Annotated in this window: 16 protein-coding genes, 1 tRNA gene and 1 pseudogene; 13 read left to right on the top strand and 5 right to left on the bottom strand. The window is 69.6% G+C overall.

Going from position 1 to position 15,032, the window contains the following annotated elements:
• The 7 genes from ITI46_RS28080 to ITI46_RS28055 all read left to right on the top strand — a co-directional run.
• A partial coding sequence (locus ITI46_RS28080) for a DUF2017 domain-containing protein (protein WP_209242714.1) occupies window positions 1-554 on the top strand: 554 nt, incomplete at its 5' end.
• Between the two features lie 191 nt (window positions 555-745).
• On the top strand, window positions 746-2,218 hold the full coding sequence (locus ITI46_RS28075) for an amino acid permease (RefSeq protein WP_209242713.1): 1,473 nt from the start codon (window positions 746-748) through the stop codon (window positions 2,216-2,218).
• Window positions 2,219-2,407: 189 nt separating this feature from the next.
• Complete coding sequence (locus ITI46_RS28070) at window positions 2,408-2,833, top strand: M67 family metallopeptidase (protein ID WP_099881302.1); 426 nt, start codon at window positions 2,408-2,410, stop codon at window positions 2,831-2,833.
• A gap of 94 nt (window positions 2,834-2,927) precedes the next feature.
• Window positions 2,928-3,038, top strand: coding sequence for a putative leader peptide (locus tag ITI46_RS36130; protein WP_372446451.1), 111 nt, complete (start codon window positions 2,928-2,930; stop codon window positions 3,036-3,038).
• Between the two features lie 134 nt (window positions 3,039-3,172).
• Window positions 3,173-3,520: a MoaD/ThiS family protein gene (locus ITI46_RS28065; protein WP_209242712.1), complete on the top strand. Its 348-nt coding sequence runs from the start codon at window positions 3,173-3,175 to the stop codon at window positions 3,518-3,520.
• On the top strand, window positions 3,520-4,470 hold the full coding sequence (locus ITI46_RS28060; protein WP_209242711.1) for a PLP-dependent cysteine synthase family protein: 951 nt from the start codon (window positions 3,520-3,522) through the stop codon (window positions 4,468-4,470). The genes ITI46_RS28065 and ITI46_RS28060 overlap by 1 nt, the downstream gene beginning before the upstream one ends.
• Window positions 4,471-4,611: 141 nt before the next feature.
• Window positions 4,612-5,373 (top strand): MBL fold metallo-hydrolase, encoded by a 762-nt coding sequence (locus ITI46_RS28055; RefSeq protein WP_209242710.1) that lies wholly within the window; start codon window positions 4,612-4,614, stop codon window positions 5,371-5,373.
• Between the two features lie 67 nt (window positions 5,374-5,440).
• Here ITI46_RS28055 and ITI46_RS28050 read toward each other — a convergent pair whose 3' ends face one another.
• Window positions 5,441-6,742 carry a PTS transporter subunit EIIC gene (locus ITI46_RS28050; RefSeq protein ID WP_209242709.1) on the bottom strand — a complete coding sequence of 434 codons (1,302 nt, stop codon included), beginning with the start codon at window positions 6,740-6,742 and terminating at the stop codon, window positions 5,441-5,443.
• Window positions 6,743-6,903: 161 nt separating this feature from the next.
• Here ITI46_RS28050 and ITI46_RS28045 point away from each other — a divergent pair.
• The 4 genes and pseudogenes from ITI46_RS28045 to rdgB form a co-directional block, all read left to right on the top strand.
• Window positions 6,904-7,140, top strand: a pseudogene (locus ITI46_RS28045) (PTS sugar transporter subunit IIB); the annotation flags it as partial.
• A gap of 224 nt (window positions 7,141-7,364) precedes the next feature.
• Window positions 7,365-8,090 (top strand): ribonuclease PH, encoded by a 726-nt coding sequence (rph, locus tag ITI46_RS28040; protein WP_209242707.1) that lies wholly within the window; start codon window positions 7,365-7,367, stop codon window positions 8,088-8,090.
• A 150-nt stretch (window positions 8,091-8,240) separates the two neighbouring features.
• Window positions 8,241-8,621, top strand: a complete 381-nt coding sequence (locus tag ITI46_RS28035) for a hypothetical protein (RefSeq protein WP_209242706.1) — start codon at window positions 8,241-8,243, stop codon at window positions 8,619-8,621.
• 43 nt (window positions 8,622-8,664) lie between these two features.
• Window positions 8,665-9,276: an RdgB/HAM1 family non-canonical purine NTP pyrophosphatase gene (gene rdgB / locus ITI46_RS28030; RefSeq protein WP_209242705.1), complete on the top strand. Its 612-nt coding sequence runs from the start codon at window positions 8,665-8,667 to the stop codon at window positions 9,274-9,276.
• A 161-nt stretch (window positions 9,277-9,437) separates the two neighbouring features.
• Here rdgB and ITI46_RS28025 read toward each other — a convergent pair.
• The 3 genes from ITI46_RS28025 to bcp all read right to left on the bottom strand — a co-directional run bounded on the left by ITI46_RS28025 (window position 9,438) and on the right by bcp (window position 11,652).
• A tRNA-Leu gene (locus ITI46_RS28025) sits at window positions 9,438-9,519 on the bottom strand.
• A 72-nt stretch (window positions 9,520-9,591) separates the two neighbouring features.
• Window positions 9,592-11,097, bottom strand: coding sequence for an MFS transporter (locus ITI46_RS28020; RefSeq protein ID WP_209242704.1), 1,506 nt, complete (start codon window positions 11,095-11,097; stop codon window positions 9,592-9,594).
• A gap of 78 nt (window positions 11,098-11,175) precedes the next feature.
• The gene (bcp, locus tag ITI46_RS28015) at window positions 11,176-11,652 is read right to left on the bottom strand and encodes a thioredoxin-dependent thiol peroxidase (protein WP_209242703.1); all 477 of its coding nucleotides are present in this window, start codon (window positions 11,650-11,652) and stop codon (window positions 11,176-11,178) included.
• Window positions 11,653-11,798: 146 nt separating this feature from the next.
• Here bcp and ITI46_RS28010 point away from each other — a divergent pair, with 146 nt between their 5' ends.
• A complete protein-coding gene (locus ITI46_RS28010) occupies window positions 11,799-12,149 on the top strand; it encodes a DUF3618 domain-containing protein (RefSeq protein ID WP_209242702.1) in 351 nt (116 codons plus the stop codon).
• A gap of 73 nt (window positions 12,150-12,222) precedes the next feature.
• Window positions 12,223-12,525: a GroES family chaperonin gene (locus tag ITI46_RS28005; protein ID WP_099881272.1), complete on the top strand. Its 303-nt coding sequence runs from the start codon at window positions 12,223-12,225 to the stop codon at window positions 12,523-12,525.
• A 99-nt stretch (window positions 12,526-12,624) separates the two neighbouring features.
• Here ITI46_RS28005 and ITI46_RS28000 read toward each other — a convergent pair.
• On the bottom strand, window positions 12,625-15,032 hold a 2,408-nt coding region (locus tag ITI46_RS28000), incomplete at its 5' end, for a transglycosylase domain-containing protein (protein ID WP_372452091.1).

Below are 15,032 nucleotides of genomic sequence, written 5' to 3'. Positions count from 1 at the left end.
GCGCCGCCGAGGGTGCCGCCGAGGGCGCGGGCGAGAGCCTGGAGGAGGAGCTGGCGGGCATCGAGGCCGTCTCCTGGCCGCCGTTCGCCGACGGCCCCAGCGAGCCGCCCGCCGACCCGGCGCTGGCCCGGCTCTTCCCGGACGCCTACGGCCCGGGCCCCGAGGCCCCGCCTCCCGAGGACCTGGCCCCGGACAGCGACGAGGCCGCGCGGGCCAAGCAGGACCGGGCCGCTTCCGCGGAGTTCCGCCGCTATACGGAGAACGACCTGCGGGCCCGCAAGCGGGCGGACGGGCTGGCGGTGGTGCGGGCGCTGGACGCGCTGACGCCGGGGGAGCGGGGCGCCGTGCTCACCCTCACCCCGGAGCAGGCCAAGCAGTGGCTGGGCGCCCTGAACGATCTGCGGCTGGCCATCGGCACCCGCCTCGAGGTGAGCGACGACAGCGACGACGAGCTGTACCAGCTGCCGGACTCCGACGAACGCAAGCCGATGGTCATGGCCTATCTGTGGCTGGGTGGCCTTCAGGAGACCTTGGTCGAGACGCTGATGCCATGAGCCGCTGTTCGTTAAGCGGACAGCAAAAACCGTTTAACGAACCAGTCACGTTCCCCTGCCTTTCCCGGCATGCTGCCCGGGCATATCCCTCATGTCCCGCTTTGGGGACGTGCGTCGCGGGTGCCGCTGCGTGGTACACCTGCACAGATCCGCTGATGAGGGCCGGATCGGTAGGGAGAAAGGCGCACCACATGACCTCCGAGGTCGAAGACCACGGTCCGGCACCGGACCCGACGCCTGGGACCGGGGTGGCGGCCGGCCCGGTGGAGGCCAAGGAGACGGCCGGCGGCAGCGGCTCGTCCGAGGGCTACCAGCGGGGGCTCGGCGGCCGGCAGATCCAGATGATCGCCATCGGCGGTGCCATTGGTACGGGGCTCTTCCTCGGCGCGGGCAAGTCCATCCACAAGGCGGGCCCCAGCATCATCCTGGCGTACCTCGTCGCGGGCGCCGTCATCTACGTGATCATGCGCGCGCTGGGCGAGCTGCTGATGTACCGCCCGGTCTCCGGCTCGTTCTCCGAGTACGCGCGTGAGCTGCTCGGCCCCTACTGGGGCTTTGTGACGGGCTGGACGTACTGGCTGTTCTGGGTCGTCACCGGCATCACCGAGGTCACGGCAGCGGCGACCTATGTGAACTACTGGTGGGACATCGCGCCATGGATCTCCGCGCTGGTCTTCACCGTCGCCCTCTACGGCATCAACCTGATCTCCGTGAAGCTCTTCGGTGAGCTGGAGTTCTGGTTCTCCATGGTCAAGGTCACCGCGATCATCGGCATGATCCTGATCGGCCTCGGCGTGATCACGCTGGGCTTCTCGCAGGCCGGCGACACCGCGTCGTTCGCCAACCTGTACCAGCACGACGGGATCTTCCCCAAGGGCGTCGGCGGCACGCTGATGACCCTGCAGATCGTGATGTTCTCCTTCCTCGCCGTCGAACTGGTCGGCGTCACGGCCGGCGAGGCGTCCGACCCGGCGAAGGCGCTTCCGCGGGCGATCAAGACGGTGCCGTGGCGGATCGCGCTGTTCTACATCGGCTCGCTGATCGTCATCCTCTCCGTCGTCTCCTGGACCGCGTTCGAGCCGGGCACCAGCCCGTTCGTCGCCGCGTTCCAGAAGATCGGGCTGCCGGCGGGCGCGGGCATCGTCAACTTCGTGGTGCTGACCGCGGCGCTCTCCTCCTGCAACTCCGGCATGTACTCCACCGGCCGGATGCTGCGCGACCTCGCGCTCAACGGGCAGGGACCGAGGGTCTTCACCAGGCTGTCGAGGACCGGTCTGCCGTTCCTGGGCACCACCGTGTCGGCCGCGCTGATGATGGTCGGGGTGTGGATCAACTACGAGTGGCCGTCGAAGGCGTTCGACTACGTCGTCTCCTTCGCCACGATCTCCGGTATGTGGGCCTGGATCATGATCCTCTTCTCCCAGCTGCGGTATCGGGCCAAGGCGGACCGGGGTGAGCTCCCCCGCTCGGAGTTCCGGATGCCGGGTGCCCCGTGGACCGGTATCGCGGCGCTGGCCTTCATCTTTCTGGTGATCGGGCTGATGGCCTTCGACAAGGACGCCCGCGTCTCGCTGTACGCAGCACCTATTTGGGCGGCGCTGCTGACTGGTTCCTATTACGTGATCAAGCGGCGCACCCCGCACGTTTTCGAGAAGCAGCGCTGATCATTGCCCGTACCCCGCATGGGGGCTGCGCTTGCCCACCCTGCGCCCCTGGCGCAGACTGCCCAAGCTTGCGGGGAGCCATTCAGGGGCGCGGGGGACTGCGCGACCAGCCGATACGCACCCGCAGTCCGCGGACGGCAGCAAGGGGCACCCCCTCCCCGGCCCCGAGGCACTCATATCCTTGCCCACATGCTGACCATCACCCAGGAGCTGCACGACCGGATCGTCGCCCACGCCCGTGCGGACCACCCCGACGAGGCGTGTGGCGTCATCGCGGGGCCGGTCGGTGAGGGCCGGCCCGAGCGGTTCATCCCGATGCTGAACGCGGCGCGCTCGCCGACCTTCTACGAGTTCGACTCGACCGACCTGCTCAAGCTCTACCGCGAGATGGACGACCGCGACGAGGAACCCGTCGTGATCTACCACTCGCACACCGCCACCGAGGCGTACCCGTCCCGTACGGACATCTCCTACGCCAACGAACCCGGAGCGCACTACGTCCTGGTCTCCACCGCCGAGTGCGGCAACGACGAGGGCCCCTTCTCCTTCCGCTCGTTCCGCATCGTGGACGGTGAGGTGACCGAGGAAGAGGTCGAGGTCGTCGAGAGCTACTGAGATCCGGGCCGTATCCGGGCCGCCTTGAGACAGAACGGTCCGCATCATGAAACTCACATCCGATTCCGCCGCCGGGAATCGTTACGATGAGCCCATGGTTGTCCACGACGTGAGCGCATTCGAGAAGACCCCGGGCATGCTGCTCGTGGCGCGCCTGCACGTCGACCTGTGCCGCCTCGCCAGCGCGATCTGTCCGCCGGCCTGACGCGCGTCGTCTACGACGTCCGTCCGCCCCACCCTGCCCCCGGCCTGTGGCGCGGGGCACCCGCGCGTCCGCCTGCCCACAGCACAGCCGCACTCCGCACAGCCGCACTCTTCCTCTCCGACGGGAGCACTCTCATGGCCATCGAGGTCCGCATTCCGACCATCCTCCGCACCTACACCGACGGCCAGAAGGCGGTCGAGGGCTCCGGCGCGACCATCGGTGAGCTCTTCGCCGACCTGGAGAGCCGCCACACCGGGATCCAGGAGCGCCTGGTGGACGCCGGTGAGCTGCGCCGCTTCGTGAACGTCTACCTCAACGACGAGGACGTGCGCTTCCTGGAGGGCATCTCCACCAAGCTCAGCGACGGGGACAGCGTGACGATCCTGCCCGCGGTGGCGGGAGGTGCCGGGGCGGAGCCCCGTCGTTCCGGGGCGGTGGCCGGGCGACGGGCGGGCTCCATGCACGCGGGCCGGATGCGCTGATGCGCTACGACTCCCCGCTCGACGCCGTCGGCAACACGCCCCTCGTACGGCTCCCGAGGCTCTCGCCCTCAGAGGACGTACGGATCTGGGCGAAGCTGGAGGACCGCAATCCGACCGGCTCCGTCAAGGACCGTCCGGCCCTGTACATGGTCGAACAGGCCGAGAAGGACGGCCGGTTGCGGCCCGGCTGCACCATCCTGGAGCCGACCTCGGGCAACACCGGCATCTCGCTGGCGATGGCGGCCAGGCTCAAGGGCTACCGCATCGTCTGCGTCATGCCGGAGAACACCAGCGAGGAGCGCCGCCAGCTGCTGGCCATGTGGGGCGCGGAGATCATCTCCTCGCCCGCGGCCGGCGGCTCGAACACCGCTGTGCGGGTGGCCAAGGAACTGGCGGCCGAGCACCCGGACTGGGTGATGCTCTACCAGTACGGCAACCCCGACAACGCCGGGGCGCACTACGCCACCACCGGCCCCGAGATCCTCGCCGACCTGCCGTCGGTCACCCACTTCGTGGCGGGTCTCGGCACCACGGGGACGCTGATGGGCGCAGGACGCTATCTGCGCGAGCACCGTCCCGGCATCCAGATCGTCGCCGCCGAGCCGCGCTACGACGACCTGGTGTACGGGCTGCGCAACCTGGACGAGGGCTTCGTGCCCGAGCTGTACGACGAGTCCGTGCTCACCACCCGCTTCTCGGTCGGCTCGGCGGACGCGGTCACCCGTACCAGGGAACTCCTCGCGCAGGAGGGCATCTTCGCCGGCGTCTCCACGGGTGCGGCGCTGCACGCCGCGATCGGTGTGGGCCGCAAGGCGGTGCGTGCCGGGCAGAGTGCCGACATCGTCTTCCTCGTCGCCGACGGCGGCTGGAAGTACCTCTCGACGGGCCTGTACACCGCCGCGTCCGACGAGGAGGCCATCGCCACGGTTCAGGGGCAGCTCTGGGCCTGAGCGCTACCCCGGGCTGGTGATTCCGCCCACACCACCGCCCCATCGAGGAGTCACCCGGACCCGGGCGGCTTACGCTCGGAAGTCCCCTCGTCAACGACACGGGGACTTCTCCAGCAGGCCGTCAACGGAGGTTCCCACTCCATGAAGCTCACCGTCGTCGGCTGTTCCGGGTCGTTCCCGTCCACGGAATCGGCCTGTTCGAGCTATCTCGTGGAGGCCGACGGTTTCCGGCTGCTCCTGGACATGGGCAACGGCGCGCTCGGTGAGCTCCAGCGGCACTGCGGCCTCTACGACCTCGACGTGATCGCGCTCAGCCATCTGCACGCCGACCACTGCATCGACATGTGCGGCTATTTCGTCGCGCGTTACTACCGCCACGAGGGCGGCCGTTGCGGCCCCATCCCGGTGTACGGACCGCCCGGCACCGAACAGCGGCTGACCACCGCATACGCGGACACTCCGTCCGACTCGTCGATGAGCGAGGTCTTCAGCTTCCGCACGCTGTCGGCCGGCGGCAGCTTCGACGCCGGCCCGTTCCGGGTGCGTACGGAGCTGGTCGACCACCCGGTCGAGGCGTACGCGTTCCGGGTCGAGCACAAGGAGAGCGGCCGGGTCCTCACGTATTCGGGTGACACCGGCCCGTGCCCCCGGCTCGAACTCGCGGCCCGGGACGCCGATCTGTTCCTGTGCGAGGCGTCCTTCACCGACGGCAAGGAGCAGATCCCAGGGCTCCATCTGAACGGCCGGGAGGCCGGAGAGATCGCCGCCCGGGCCGGCGCTGCCCGGCTGGTGCTCACCCATGTACCGCCGTGGACGGACCCGCAGATCAATCTGCGGGATGCCAAAGCGGTGTTCGCGGGGCCGGTCGAGCTGGCCCGGCCGGGGGCCGTGTACGAGATCTGAGCCCGACAGCGGACCGGCCGGTCGGTATGTGCGGGGAACTCCCGCTCGCGGACCGCTGGTTCCCTGGCTACCGCGTCACCTCCTCCTCGAACTCCTCCGCGACCTCTTCCGGCTCCCGGCCCGGAGTCTTCAGATCGAACTTGGTGATCACGGCCCGGAAGAGCACGTAATAGACCACCCCGAAACACAGTCCGATCGGGATGATCAGCCACGGCTTGGTGGCCAGGCTCCAGTTGATGACGTAGTCGATCAGCCCGGCGGAGAAGCTGAAGCCGTCATGGACGCCCAGCCCCCAGGTGACCGCCATCGAGACGCCGGTCAGCAGTACGTGGATGGCGTACAGTGCCGGCGCGACGAACAGGAACGAGAACTCGATCGGCTCGGTCACCCCGGTCACGAACGAGGTCAGCGCCGTGGAGAGCATCAGCCCGCCGACCACCTTGCGCCGCTCGGGGCGGGCCGCGTGCGTGATGGCCAGCGCCGCGGCAGGCAGCGCGAACATCATGATCGGGAAGAATCCGGAGAGGAACTGGCCCGCGCTCGGATCGCCCGCCAGGAAGCGGTTGATGTCGCCGTGCACCACCTCGCCGTCCGGCTTCTTGTAGCTGCCGAACTGGAACCACATGAAGGTGTTCAGGAACTGGTGCATGCCGATCGGGATGAGCGCCCGGTTGGCGACGCCGAAGATGCCCGCGCCCCATGCGCCCAGATCCGTCATCCACTTGGAGAAGCTGGTCAGCCCGTCGCCGATCGGCTGCCACGCCCACTGGCACAGCACCGCGAAGAACAGCGCGACGAACGCCATGATGATCGGCACCAGCCGGCGGCCGTTGAAGAAGCCGAGCCAGTCCACCAGCTTCACCCGGTGGAAGCGCTGCCAGAACCACGCCGCCAGCAGCCCGACGACGATCCCGCCGAACACCCCCGGGTTCTGGAAGGTCGCGGCACCGGCCGCGGTGCCGCCGTCGCCCAGACAGGTGCCCTGTTCCGGGTCGAACGTGGAGCCCGAGGGACAGTCGGGGAACTGCTGGAGGATGTTGTGGTAGACGAGGAACCCCGCCACGGCGGCCAGCGCGGTCGAGCCGTCCGCCTTCTTGGCCATGCCGATGGCCACGCCGACGCAGAACAGCAGCGGCAGCCCCAGCGTCGAGTCCAGCAGCGCGCCGCCCGCACCCTGGAAGACCTTGGCGACGTCCGTCCAGCCCAGGCCGTCGTCGCCGAAGATGTCCGGCTGGCCGAGCCGGTTGAGGATACCGGCGGCCGGGAGCACCGCGATGGGGAGCTGGAGGCTGCGCCCCATCTTCTGCAAGCCCTGGAAGAAGGTCGAGGTCCGCTTCCTCCCCGGGCCGGCTGCGGCGTTGGCGCTCAAAGCCTCCTCCTGACTGCGGCTGACGCATAATGGTGTAGACCATTAGGGACGACGCGGCCGACGTCGTCACCGTCATCATTCGCCAGACAGCGCACCGGCGCTCGCATAGCTGGGCTGATCGTGGGCTAACGTGACAAACCCGTCCGCGAACACAGGAGAAGGACATGGCCAGCAAGGCTGAGAAGATCGTCGCCGGTCTCGGCGGGCTCGAGAACATCGAAGAGGTCGAGGGCTGCATCACCCGCCTCCGCACCGAGGTGAACGACCCCTCCCTCGTCGACGAAACCGCCCTCAAGGCCGCGGGCGCCCACGGAGTCGTCAAAATGGGCTCCGCGATCCAGGTCGTCATCGGCACCGACGCCGACCCCATCGCCGCCGAAATCGAAGACATGCTGTAGCGAACGTGCCCCGAAGGGGCGCGGGGCTGTGTCGGGTATGCGGCTCCGCCGCGTGGGCGCGACGAAGACGCGCCCCGAAGGGGCGCGGGGAACTGCGCGACCAGCCACAAACCAACCCGCAGCCTGCAACGCACCGCAAGTGGCACCCCCTCATCAGCACAGCAGCAGAGAGGGAGCCCCCTCACGTTCGGCTCAAGCCCCCGGCCAGGGATACGCTCGCACGCATGTCACGTATCGACGGCCGTACGGCCGATGAGCTGCGCCCCGTCACCATCGAACGCGGCTGGAGCAAACACGCCGAGGGCTCCGTCCTCGTCTCCTTCGGCGACACCCGCGTCCTGTGCACCGCCAGCCTGACGGAGGGCGTACCCCGCTGGCGCAAGGGCAGCGGAGAGGGCTGGGTCACCGCCGAGTACGCCATGCTGCCCCGCGCCACCAACACCCGCGGCGACCGCGAGTCCGTACGGGGCAGGATCGGCGGCCGTACGCATGAGATCTCCCGCCTGGTGGGCCGCTCGCTGCGCGCCGTGGTGGACCACAAGGCGCTGGGCGAGAACACCATCGTCATCGACTGCGACGTCCTCCAGGCGGACGGCGGCACCCGCACCGCCGCGATCACCGGCGCCTACGTGGCGCTGGCCGACGCCGTCGCCTGGGCTCAGGAGCACAAGCTCGTCAAGGCCAAGGCCCAGCCGCTGACCGGCACGGTCTCCGCCGTCAGCGTCGGCATCATCGACGGCGTCCCGATGCTGGACCTGCGGTACGAGGAAGACGTGCGCGCCGAGACGGACATGAATGTGGTCTGCACCGGTGATGGCCGCTTCGTCGAGGTGCAGGGCACCGCCGAGGGCGCCCCGTTCGCCCGCGAGGAACTGGACGGGCTGCTCGACCTGGCCGTCGCGGGCTGCGCCCAACTCGACGGCGCCCAGCGCACCGCGCTCGGCCGCTGAGCGACCGCCGCTCCGGCGAGGGGGACGGGGACAACGACCGCGACGGCGAAGGCGAAGGGAACTTTGCCGGCGCTTTACGCGTCTGAAGGGGTGCGGGCCGCACGTGTCGAACCGTGCGGCCCGACCAGCCTGGGGGAGAGGACGTAAGAAGTGCTCAAGAAGAAGACCGTGGCCGCCGTGGCGGCCCTCGCGCTCGCCGTGCCGGTCATAGCGAGCTGCTCGGCTGTCGACAGGGCGCTGGACTGCGCGAGCACCGCGTCCACCATCGCCGGCTCCGTCGACGACCTCCAGCAGGCGGTCTCCGACGCGGGCGAGGATCCCACCCAGGCCAAGAAGTCCCTCGACAAGATAGACAAGAACCTCAGCAAGATCGAGGACGAGACGGACGACGGGGACGTCGGCAAGTCGGTCTCCAAGCTGCGCGGCGCCGTCGACAGCGTCCGTACGGACGTGGAGGCGGGCCGGACCCCGAAGATGCGGCCGGTCACCGACGCGGCCGACGAACTGACCAAGGTCTGCAGCCCGGGCTGAGCCCGCCCACGGCGCAGGCCCCGGCACGGCGATACTGGTGGCCATGAGCACCAAGCGCCTGATCCTCGCCACCCGCAACGCCCACAAGGTCACCGAACTGAAGGCGATCCTCGCCGACGCCGGTCTCGAACTCGACCTGGTGGGCGCCGACGCCTACCCCGAGGTGCCGGACGTCAAGGAGACCGGCGTGACGTTCGCCGAGAACGCCCTCCTCAAGGCGCACGCCCTCGCCAGGGCGACCGCGCTGCCCGCCGTCGCCGACGACTCCGGGCTCTGCGTGGATGTGCTGGGCGGGGCGCCCGGCATCTTCTCCGCGCGCTGGGCCGGCCGGCACGGGGACGACGGCGCCAATCTGGACCTGCTCCTCGCCCAGCTCGCCGACATCGACTCCGCGCACCGGGGTGCGCACTTCGAGTGCGCCGCGGCCCTCGCCCTTCCCGACGGCACCGAACGGGTCGTCAGCGGCCGTCTGCGCGGCACCCTTCGGTACGCCCCCGCGGGCGACGGCGGCTTCGGCTACGACCCGGTCCTCCAGCCGGAGGCAGAGAGCAGGACGTGCGCGGAGCTCAGTCCTGCGGAGAAGAACGCGATCAGCCACCGCGGAAAGGCATTCCGCGCACTGGCGCCCGCCGTACGGGAGTTGCTCGCCCCGTAAGGGGCGCGGGGCTGTGTCGAATATGCGGCTCCGCCGCGTGGGCGCGCCCAGCCACCCACCCGCCAGCAGCCTGCAAACACCCGTCAGAGCAGCCTCCTGGCCAGAACAGGAGAGGGGGAGAGGGCCGGCGTCGTCGCCCAGCGGCAGGCCGCAGGCCACCGTGCGCGAGGGGGGACTCGAACCCCCACGTCCGAAGACACCGGCACCTAAAGCCGTCCCGTCTACCAATTCCGGCACTCGCGCGCGCACGTATCGTACTGCGCCCGCACCCTGGCCCGCCGGGCCGGGGTGCGGGCGTACGGCGGGTGTACAGGGTCAGAAGGTGGGCTCGTTCGTCTCGGCTCTGACCAGGGCGCGGGCCTCCTCGTGGGTGCTGACCGAAGGCGGTGAGCCGGCCAGCGGCTGCCGGGCCGTCTCCTTCATCAGGGCCACCGCGACGATGCCGAGCACTGCCGCGCCGGAGGCGTAGTAGGCCGGGGCCAGGTTGTCGCCGGTGCTGTCGACCAGATAGGTCATCACGCCGGGCGCGGTGCCGCCGAAGACCGCGGTCGCCAGGTTGTAGCCGATGGACAGTGAGCCGTAGCGCACATCCGTGGGGAAGAGCGCGGGCAGCGTCGCCGACATGGTGCCCAGCAGACACACCAGGCAGGCGCCGAGCGCCAGCAGGCCGATCAGCACAGCGCCGAAGCTGCCCCGCTGGAAGAGGGCGAAGGCCGGGATCGTCAGCAGGAGGAACCCGGCCATGCCGGTCATCAGCACGGGCTTGCGGCCGAACCGGTCGTTGAGGCGCCCCACCCGCTGGATCACCGTGGCCATCGCCACCATGGCGAGGATGGCGGCGACCAGTTCCATCGAGTTCTCGTACCCGAGGGCGTCGGTCAGATAGGCGGGCATGTACGACAGCAGCATGTAGTCCGTGACGTTGTAGGCGGCGACCAGGCCGATGCAGAGCAGCAGCGTGCGCCACTGCTCGGAGAAGATCGACCGCAGCTCCTTCTGCGGCACGTTCTCCGACAGCCTCGGCTCGGCCGCCTCCGCGGCGCTCGCCCCGGGGGACTGCGACAGCTGTGCGGCCCGCTTCTGGAAGGCCGGGGTCTCGTCCAGCCGCATCCGCAGATACAGACCGACGACCCCGATCGGCCCGCCGACCAGGAACGGGATGCGCCAGCCCCAGCTCAGCATGGTGTCGTCGCCCAGCGCGGTGTTCAGCACCAGCACCAGCGCAGCCGCACCGGTGTAGCCGGTGAGCGTGCCCAGCTCCAGGAAGCTGCCGAAGAAGCCGCGCCGCTTGTCCGGCGCGTACTCCGCGATGAAGGTGGCAGCGCCGCCGTACTCGCCGCCGGTGGAGAAGCCCTGCACCAGGCGGCACACCAGCAGCAGGATCGGTGAGACCAGCCCGATGGAGCTGTAGGCGGGGATCAGGCCGATGCAGAAGGTGCCGGCCGCCATCAGCACCATCGTCAGCGCCAGCACCTTCTTGCGCCCGATCCGGTCGCCGAGCGGACCGAAGAACAGTCCGCCCAGCGGCCGCACCAGGAAGGAAGCGGCGAAGGCGGTGAACGAGGCCAGCAGTTGGGTGCTGCCGCCGGGGAAGAAGACCTTGCCGATGGTGACCGCGAGATAGGCGTAGATCCCGAAGTCGAACCACTCCATGGCATTGCCGACGGCGGCGGCCTTGGTGGCGCGCTTGACCGTCGCCTCGTCCGTCACGGTGATGTCGCTACGGCGGACCTTCGGCTTCCGCCGCCGTCCGACGGCGCGGAAGAGGTGCCGGTGCCGCTTGAGGGCAGCCGGGTCGTGGGGCTGATCCTCGTGCTTCATCCCCCATGGGTACCACCGCTCCACCTCGGCATACGCACCCCGCCGCCCGACCGCGCGATCACCGGCGTCCCCGCGCTGTCACTCAGCGGCCAGCCCCAGATCCTTGATCAGCTTGGCGACGTGCCCGGTGGCCTTCACGTTGTACAGCGCCCGCTCGACCTTGCCCTCCTCGTCCACGATCACGGTGGAGCGGATGACTCCGGTGACGGTCTTGCCGTACAGCTTCTTCTCGCCGAAGGCGCCGTACGCCTCCATCGTCTCCTTGCCCGGGTCGCCGACGAGCGTGACTTTCAGCGACTCCTTCTCCCGGAACTTCGCCAGCTTCTCCGGCTTGTCGGGGGAGACGCCGATGACGTCGTAGCCCTGGCCCGCCAGCAGTTCCAGGTTGTCGGTGAAGTCGCACGCCTGCTTGGTGCAGCCGGGGGTCAGGGCCGCGGGGTAGAAGTAGACGATCACCTTGCGGCCCCGGTGGCCGGAGAGCGAGACCTCCTTGCCGTCGGCGTCGGGCAGGGTGAAGTCGGGGGCGGCGTCGCCGGGTGCGAGTCGTGGGCTCATCGGGGCTCCGTAAAATTATCGGGTGGCCTTGGGAGGGCCGGATGTGGTCGATCGGGGGTGCCATAGGGCAGCGGCACCGGCCAGCTGACAGGATGGCTGCTGACACCACGGTAGGACGCAGGACTGACAGCGACGGAGGCAGCTCGGTGCCGGAAGCCAGGACCCCCGCGGACATCGAGGCGGACATCATCCGCAGGCGGCAGGATCTCGCCGCCGCGCTGGACGAGATCGCCGTACGCGTTCATCCGAAGACCATCGTCGGGGACGCCAAGGCCAAGGCGGCTGCCGCGGTGGACCGCACCGCGGGCCGCGCGTACGTAGTCGCCAACCGTGCGGTCTCCGATGTGCGGGCCCAGTTCGTCGGCGAGGACGGCGCCCCCAGGCTGGAGCGCCTGGTGCCCGCCGCCGTGGTGGCCGTCGCAGTGGTGGGCGCCCTCGCGTTGTCCGCCAAGCGCAGGCCCGACGGCGGTCGCCGGGCTCGCCGCCGTCACCACTGAGGCGCTGAGATACGGTCTTCCGGTGAGCCCAAAGACCCCTGCTTCCGCACACGATGACAAGCTGCCGATCCGGATGCTGCACGACCGCGTGCTCGTACGGACCGACACCAGCGAGGGCGAGCGCCGCTCCTCCGGCGGCATCGTGATCCCCGCAACGGCGGCCGTAGGACGCAAGCTCGACTGGGCCGAAGTGGTCGCCGTCGGCCAGAACGTGCGCACGGTCGAGCCCGGAGACCGCGTGCTGTACGACCCGGAGGACCGCGCCGAGGTCGAGGTGCGCGGGGTCGCGTACGTACTGATGCGCGAGCGCGACCTGCACGCCGTCGCGGCCGAACGTCTCCAGGACACCGCCGACTCGACGGGCCTGTATCTGTAGCAGAGCCCTCGCGGCCCGGCTTTCCGGCCCGCCCGTACAGACGAAGGTGCCCCCTCGGTGGACCGAGGGGGCACCTTGCCGTTGCGGGCGGCGTCAGGCTCAGGTGCCGGGCCCGCCGCCCGGGTCGCCGCTGGGCGAGCCGTCGCCGGTGGCACCGCCGTCGTTGCCGCCCGGATCACCACCCGGGTCGCCGCCGTCCACGCCGCCGATCTCCGGGATGCTCGGTCCCGGGGTGGACGGCGGCTGGCTGGTCGGCGGCTGCGGCGACGAGGGCTCGTCGGTCGGCTTCTGTGTCTCGGACGGCTCGTCGCTCGGCTCGTCGGACGGCGCCTCGGTCGTCGGGCTCGAGCTCGGCGCCTGGGTGCCGGGCAGCTTGCCGTTGCCCGCCGTGTCCAGGTCGAAGTCCTTGACCGGGCGGCCCTCCAGCGCCTTCTTGGTGTAGGCGCCCCAGATCTGTGCCGGGTAGCCGCCGCCGTTGACCCGCGGCTGGCCGCCGGCCCCGTACAGCGGCTCCTGGACGGCGGTCTTCGGGTTCTGGCCCATCACCGAGATGACGGTGGCCAGGTCCGGGGTGTAGCCCGCGAACCAGGCGGCCTTGTCCTCCTCGGCCGTACCGGTCTTGCCGGCCGCCGGACGGCCCGCGGACTGCGCCTCGGTACCGGTGCCGCCCTGGACGACGCTGCGCAGCGTGGCCGTGGTGGAGTCGGCGGCGGCCCGGGAGACGGCCTGCTTCGGGTCGTGGCCGGGCAGATTGACGACCTCACCGCCTCGGGTGGCCTTCTGGACGAGGCTGTAATGGCCGTGCTTGCCGTGGTTGGCGAGCGTGGCGTACGCCTCGGCCATGTCGAGCGTCGAGGCCGTGGTGACACCGAGCGCGATGGAGCCGTCCGGGGTGAAGTTGGGCACGGTCTCGGGAACGCCCAGATCGACCGCGGTCTCCTTGACCTTCTTCGGGCCCACGTCGACGCCCATCTGCGCGAAGACGCTGTTGACCGACTTGTCCATGGCGGTCGAGACAGGGATCTTCCCGTAGGAGCGCTGGTCCTCGTTGGCGGGCGCGTAGCCGGTGCCCTGGCCGTTGCTGACCACCTCGCGCTTGTTGGTGCCGTCATAGATGGTGTTGGCCCGGATGGGGCGGCCGTCCTGGGTGGTGGACTTGTGCTGGATGGCCGCGGTGAACAGGAACGGCTTGAACGTGGAGCCGACCTGGTAGTCCCGGCGCGTCGCGCTGTTCGTGTACTGCTTGGTGTAGCCGATGCCGCCGTACATCGCGACGACCTTGCCGGTCTTCGGATCCACCGAGGCGCCGCCGGCGCGGACGTACTTGTCGACCTTGCGGTTCTTCTTGTCCAGCTTCGCCATCAGCTGGTCGTTGACCGCGTCGCGCATGGCCTTCTGCTTCTTCGGCTGGAACGTGGTGGTGATCCGGAACCCGCCGGCCGCGAGCCGCCGCTCATCAATGATCTTGTTGTTGATGAGGTAGTTCTTGACGGCTTCGACCAGATAGCCGCGTTCGCCCGACATGTTCCGCGGTGGCTTGACCCGGTGCGGCTCGGGGAACTTCAGCCCCGCCCGGTCGCTCTTGCTGAGCCAGCCCTCCTTGACCATGCCGTCCAGCACATAGTTCCAGCGGGCGACGGCGCGGTCCTTGTTCTCCGGGTGGGCGCGGGTGTCGTAGGCGTTGGGCGAGTTGACGAGTGCGGCGAGGTACGCGCCCTCGGCCGGAGTCAGCTTGCTGACGTCCTTGTCGTAGTAGGCGTGTGCCGCCGACTGGATGCCGTAGGCGTTCCGGCCGAAGTAGCTGGTGTTGAGGTAGCCCTGGAGGATGTCGTTCTTGCTGACCTCGTTGTCCAGCTTCAGCGCGATGAAGAACTCCTTGGCCTTACGGGTGACCGTCTGGTCCTGGCTCAGGTAGTAGTTCTTCACATACTGCTGGGTGATCGTCGAGCCGGACTGCCGCTCCCCGCCGGTGACCATGTTCCAGCCGGCGCGTGCCATGGCCTGCGGGTCGACCGCTGACTCGTTGTAGAAGTCGCGGTCCTCCGCGGCCAGCACCGCGTGCTGGGTCTCCTTCGGAACCTGACCGAGCGTGATGTTCTCCCGGTTGATCTCGCCGTCCCGGGCGATCTGCGTGCCGTCCGCGTACAGATAGACGTTGGTCTGCGCCGCGGCGGCGTCGTTCGGCGGCGGGATGCTCACCAGCAGATAGCCGGTGACCAGTGCGCCCGAGACCAGCAGGACGATCAGCAGGACGCCGCCCAGCACCATCCGCCAGGTGGGCAGCAGCCTGCGCCAGCCGGTGCGGCGGCGCTTCTGCTTCTTCGCCAGCTTCGCCGCCTTCTTCGCTTCCTTCTTGGCCTGCTTGCCGGTGGCAGCGGCGGAAGAGTTCTCCATGAGGCTGCCGCTCTCCTCAGGTGGGGGGCTGCCCCCCGCCGGGGCCTGCCCCACGGGTATGGCGGCAGTGGCGGCCGGTCCGGCCGGTGGTGGCGGGGTGGGCTGCTGGGGCG

The sequence above is a fragment of the Streptomyces oryzae genome, assembly GCF_017676365.1.
Classification (GTDB): domain Bacteria; phylum Actinomycetota; class Actinomycetes; order Streptomycetales; family Streptomycetaceae; genus Streptomyces; species Streptomyces oryzae.
Note: the sequence above shows the minus strand (reverse complement) of the source record. Positions and strands in the feature narration are given on the sequence as shown.

Coding starts and splice junctions, on each gene's coding strand:
- ITI46_RS28075 (WP_209242713.1), top strand. CDS start 746: ATGACCTCCGAGGTCGAAGACCACGGTCCGGCACCGGACCCGACGCCT.
- ITI46_RS28070 (WP_099881302.1), top strand. CDS start 2,408: ATGCTGACCATCACCCAGGAGCTGCACGACCGGATCGTCGCCCACGCC.
- ITI46_RS36130 (WP_372446451.1), top strand. CDS start 2,928: ATGGTTGTCCACGACGTGAGCGCATTCGAGAAGACCCCGGGCATGCTG.
- ITI46_RS28065 (WP_209242712.1), top strand. CDS start 3,173: ATGGCCATCGAGGTCCGCATTCCGACCATCCTCCGCACCTACACCGAC.
- ITI46_RS28060 (WP_209242711.1), top strand. CDS start 3,520: ATGCGCTACGACTCCCCGCTCGACGCCGTCGGCAACACGCCCCTCGTA.
- ITI46_RS28055 (WP_209242710.1), top strand. CDS start 4,612: ATGAAGCTCACCGTCGTCGGCTGTTCCGGGTCGTTCCCGTCCACGGAA.
- rph (WP_209242707.1), top strand. CDS start 7,365: ATGTCACGTATCGACGGCCGTACGGCCGATGAGCTGCGCCCCGTCACC.
- rdgB (WP_209242705.1), top strand. CDS start 8,665: ATGAGCACCAAGCGCCTGATCCTCGCCACCCGCAACGCCCACAAGGTC.
- ITI46_RS28020 (WP_209242704.1), bottom strand. CDS start 11,097: ATGAAGCACGAGGATCAGCCCCACGACCCGGCTGCCCTCAAGCGGCAC.
- bcp (WP_209242703.1), bottom strand. CDS start 11,652: ATGAGCCCACGACTCGCACCCGGCGACGCCGCCCCCGACTTCACCCTG.
- ITI46_RS28005 (WP_099881272.1), top strand. CDS start 12,223: ATGCTGCACGACCGCGTGCTCGTACGGACCGACACCAGCGAGGGCGAG.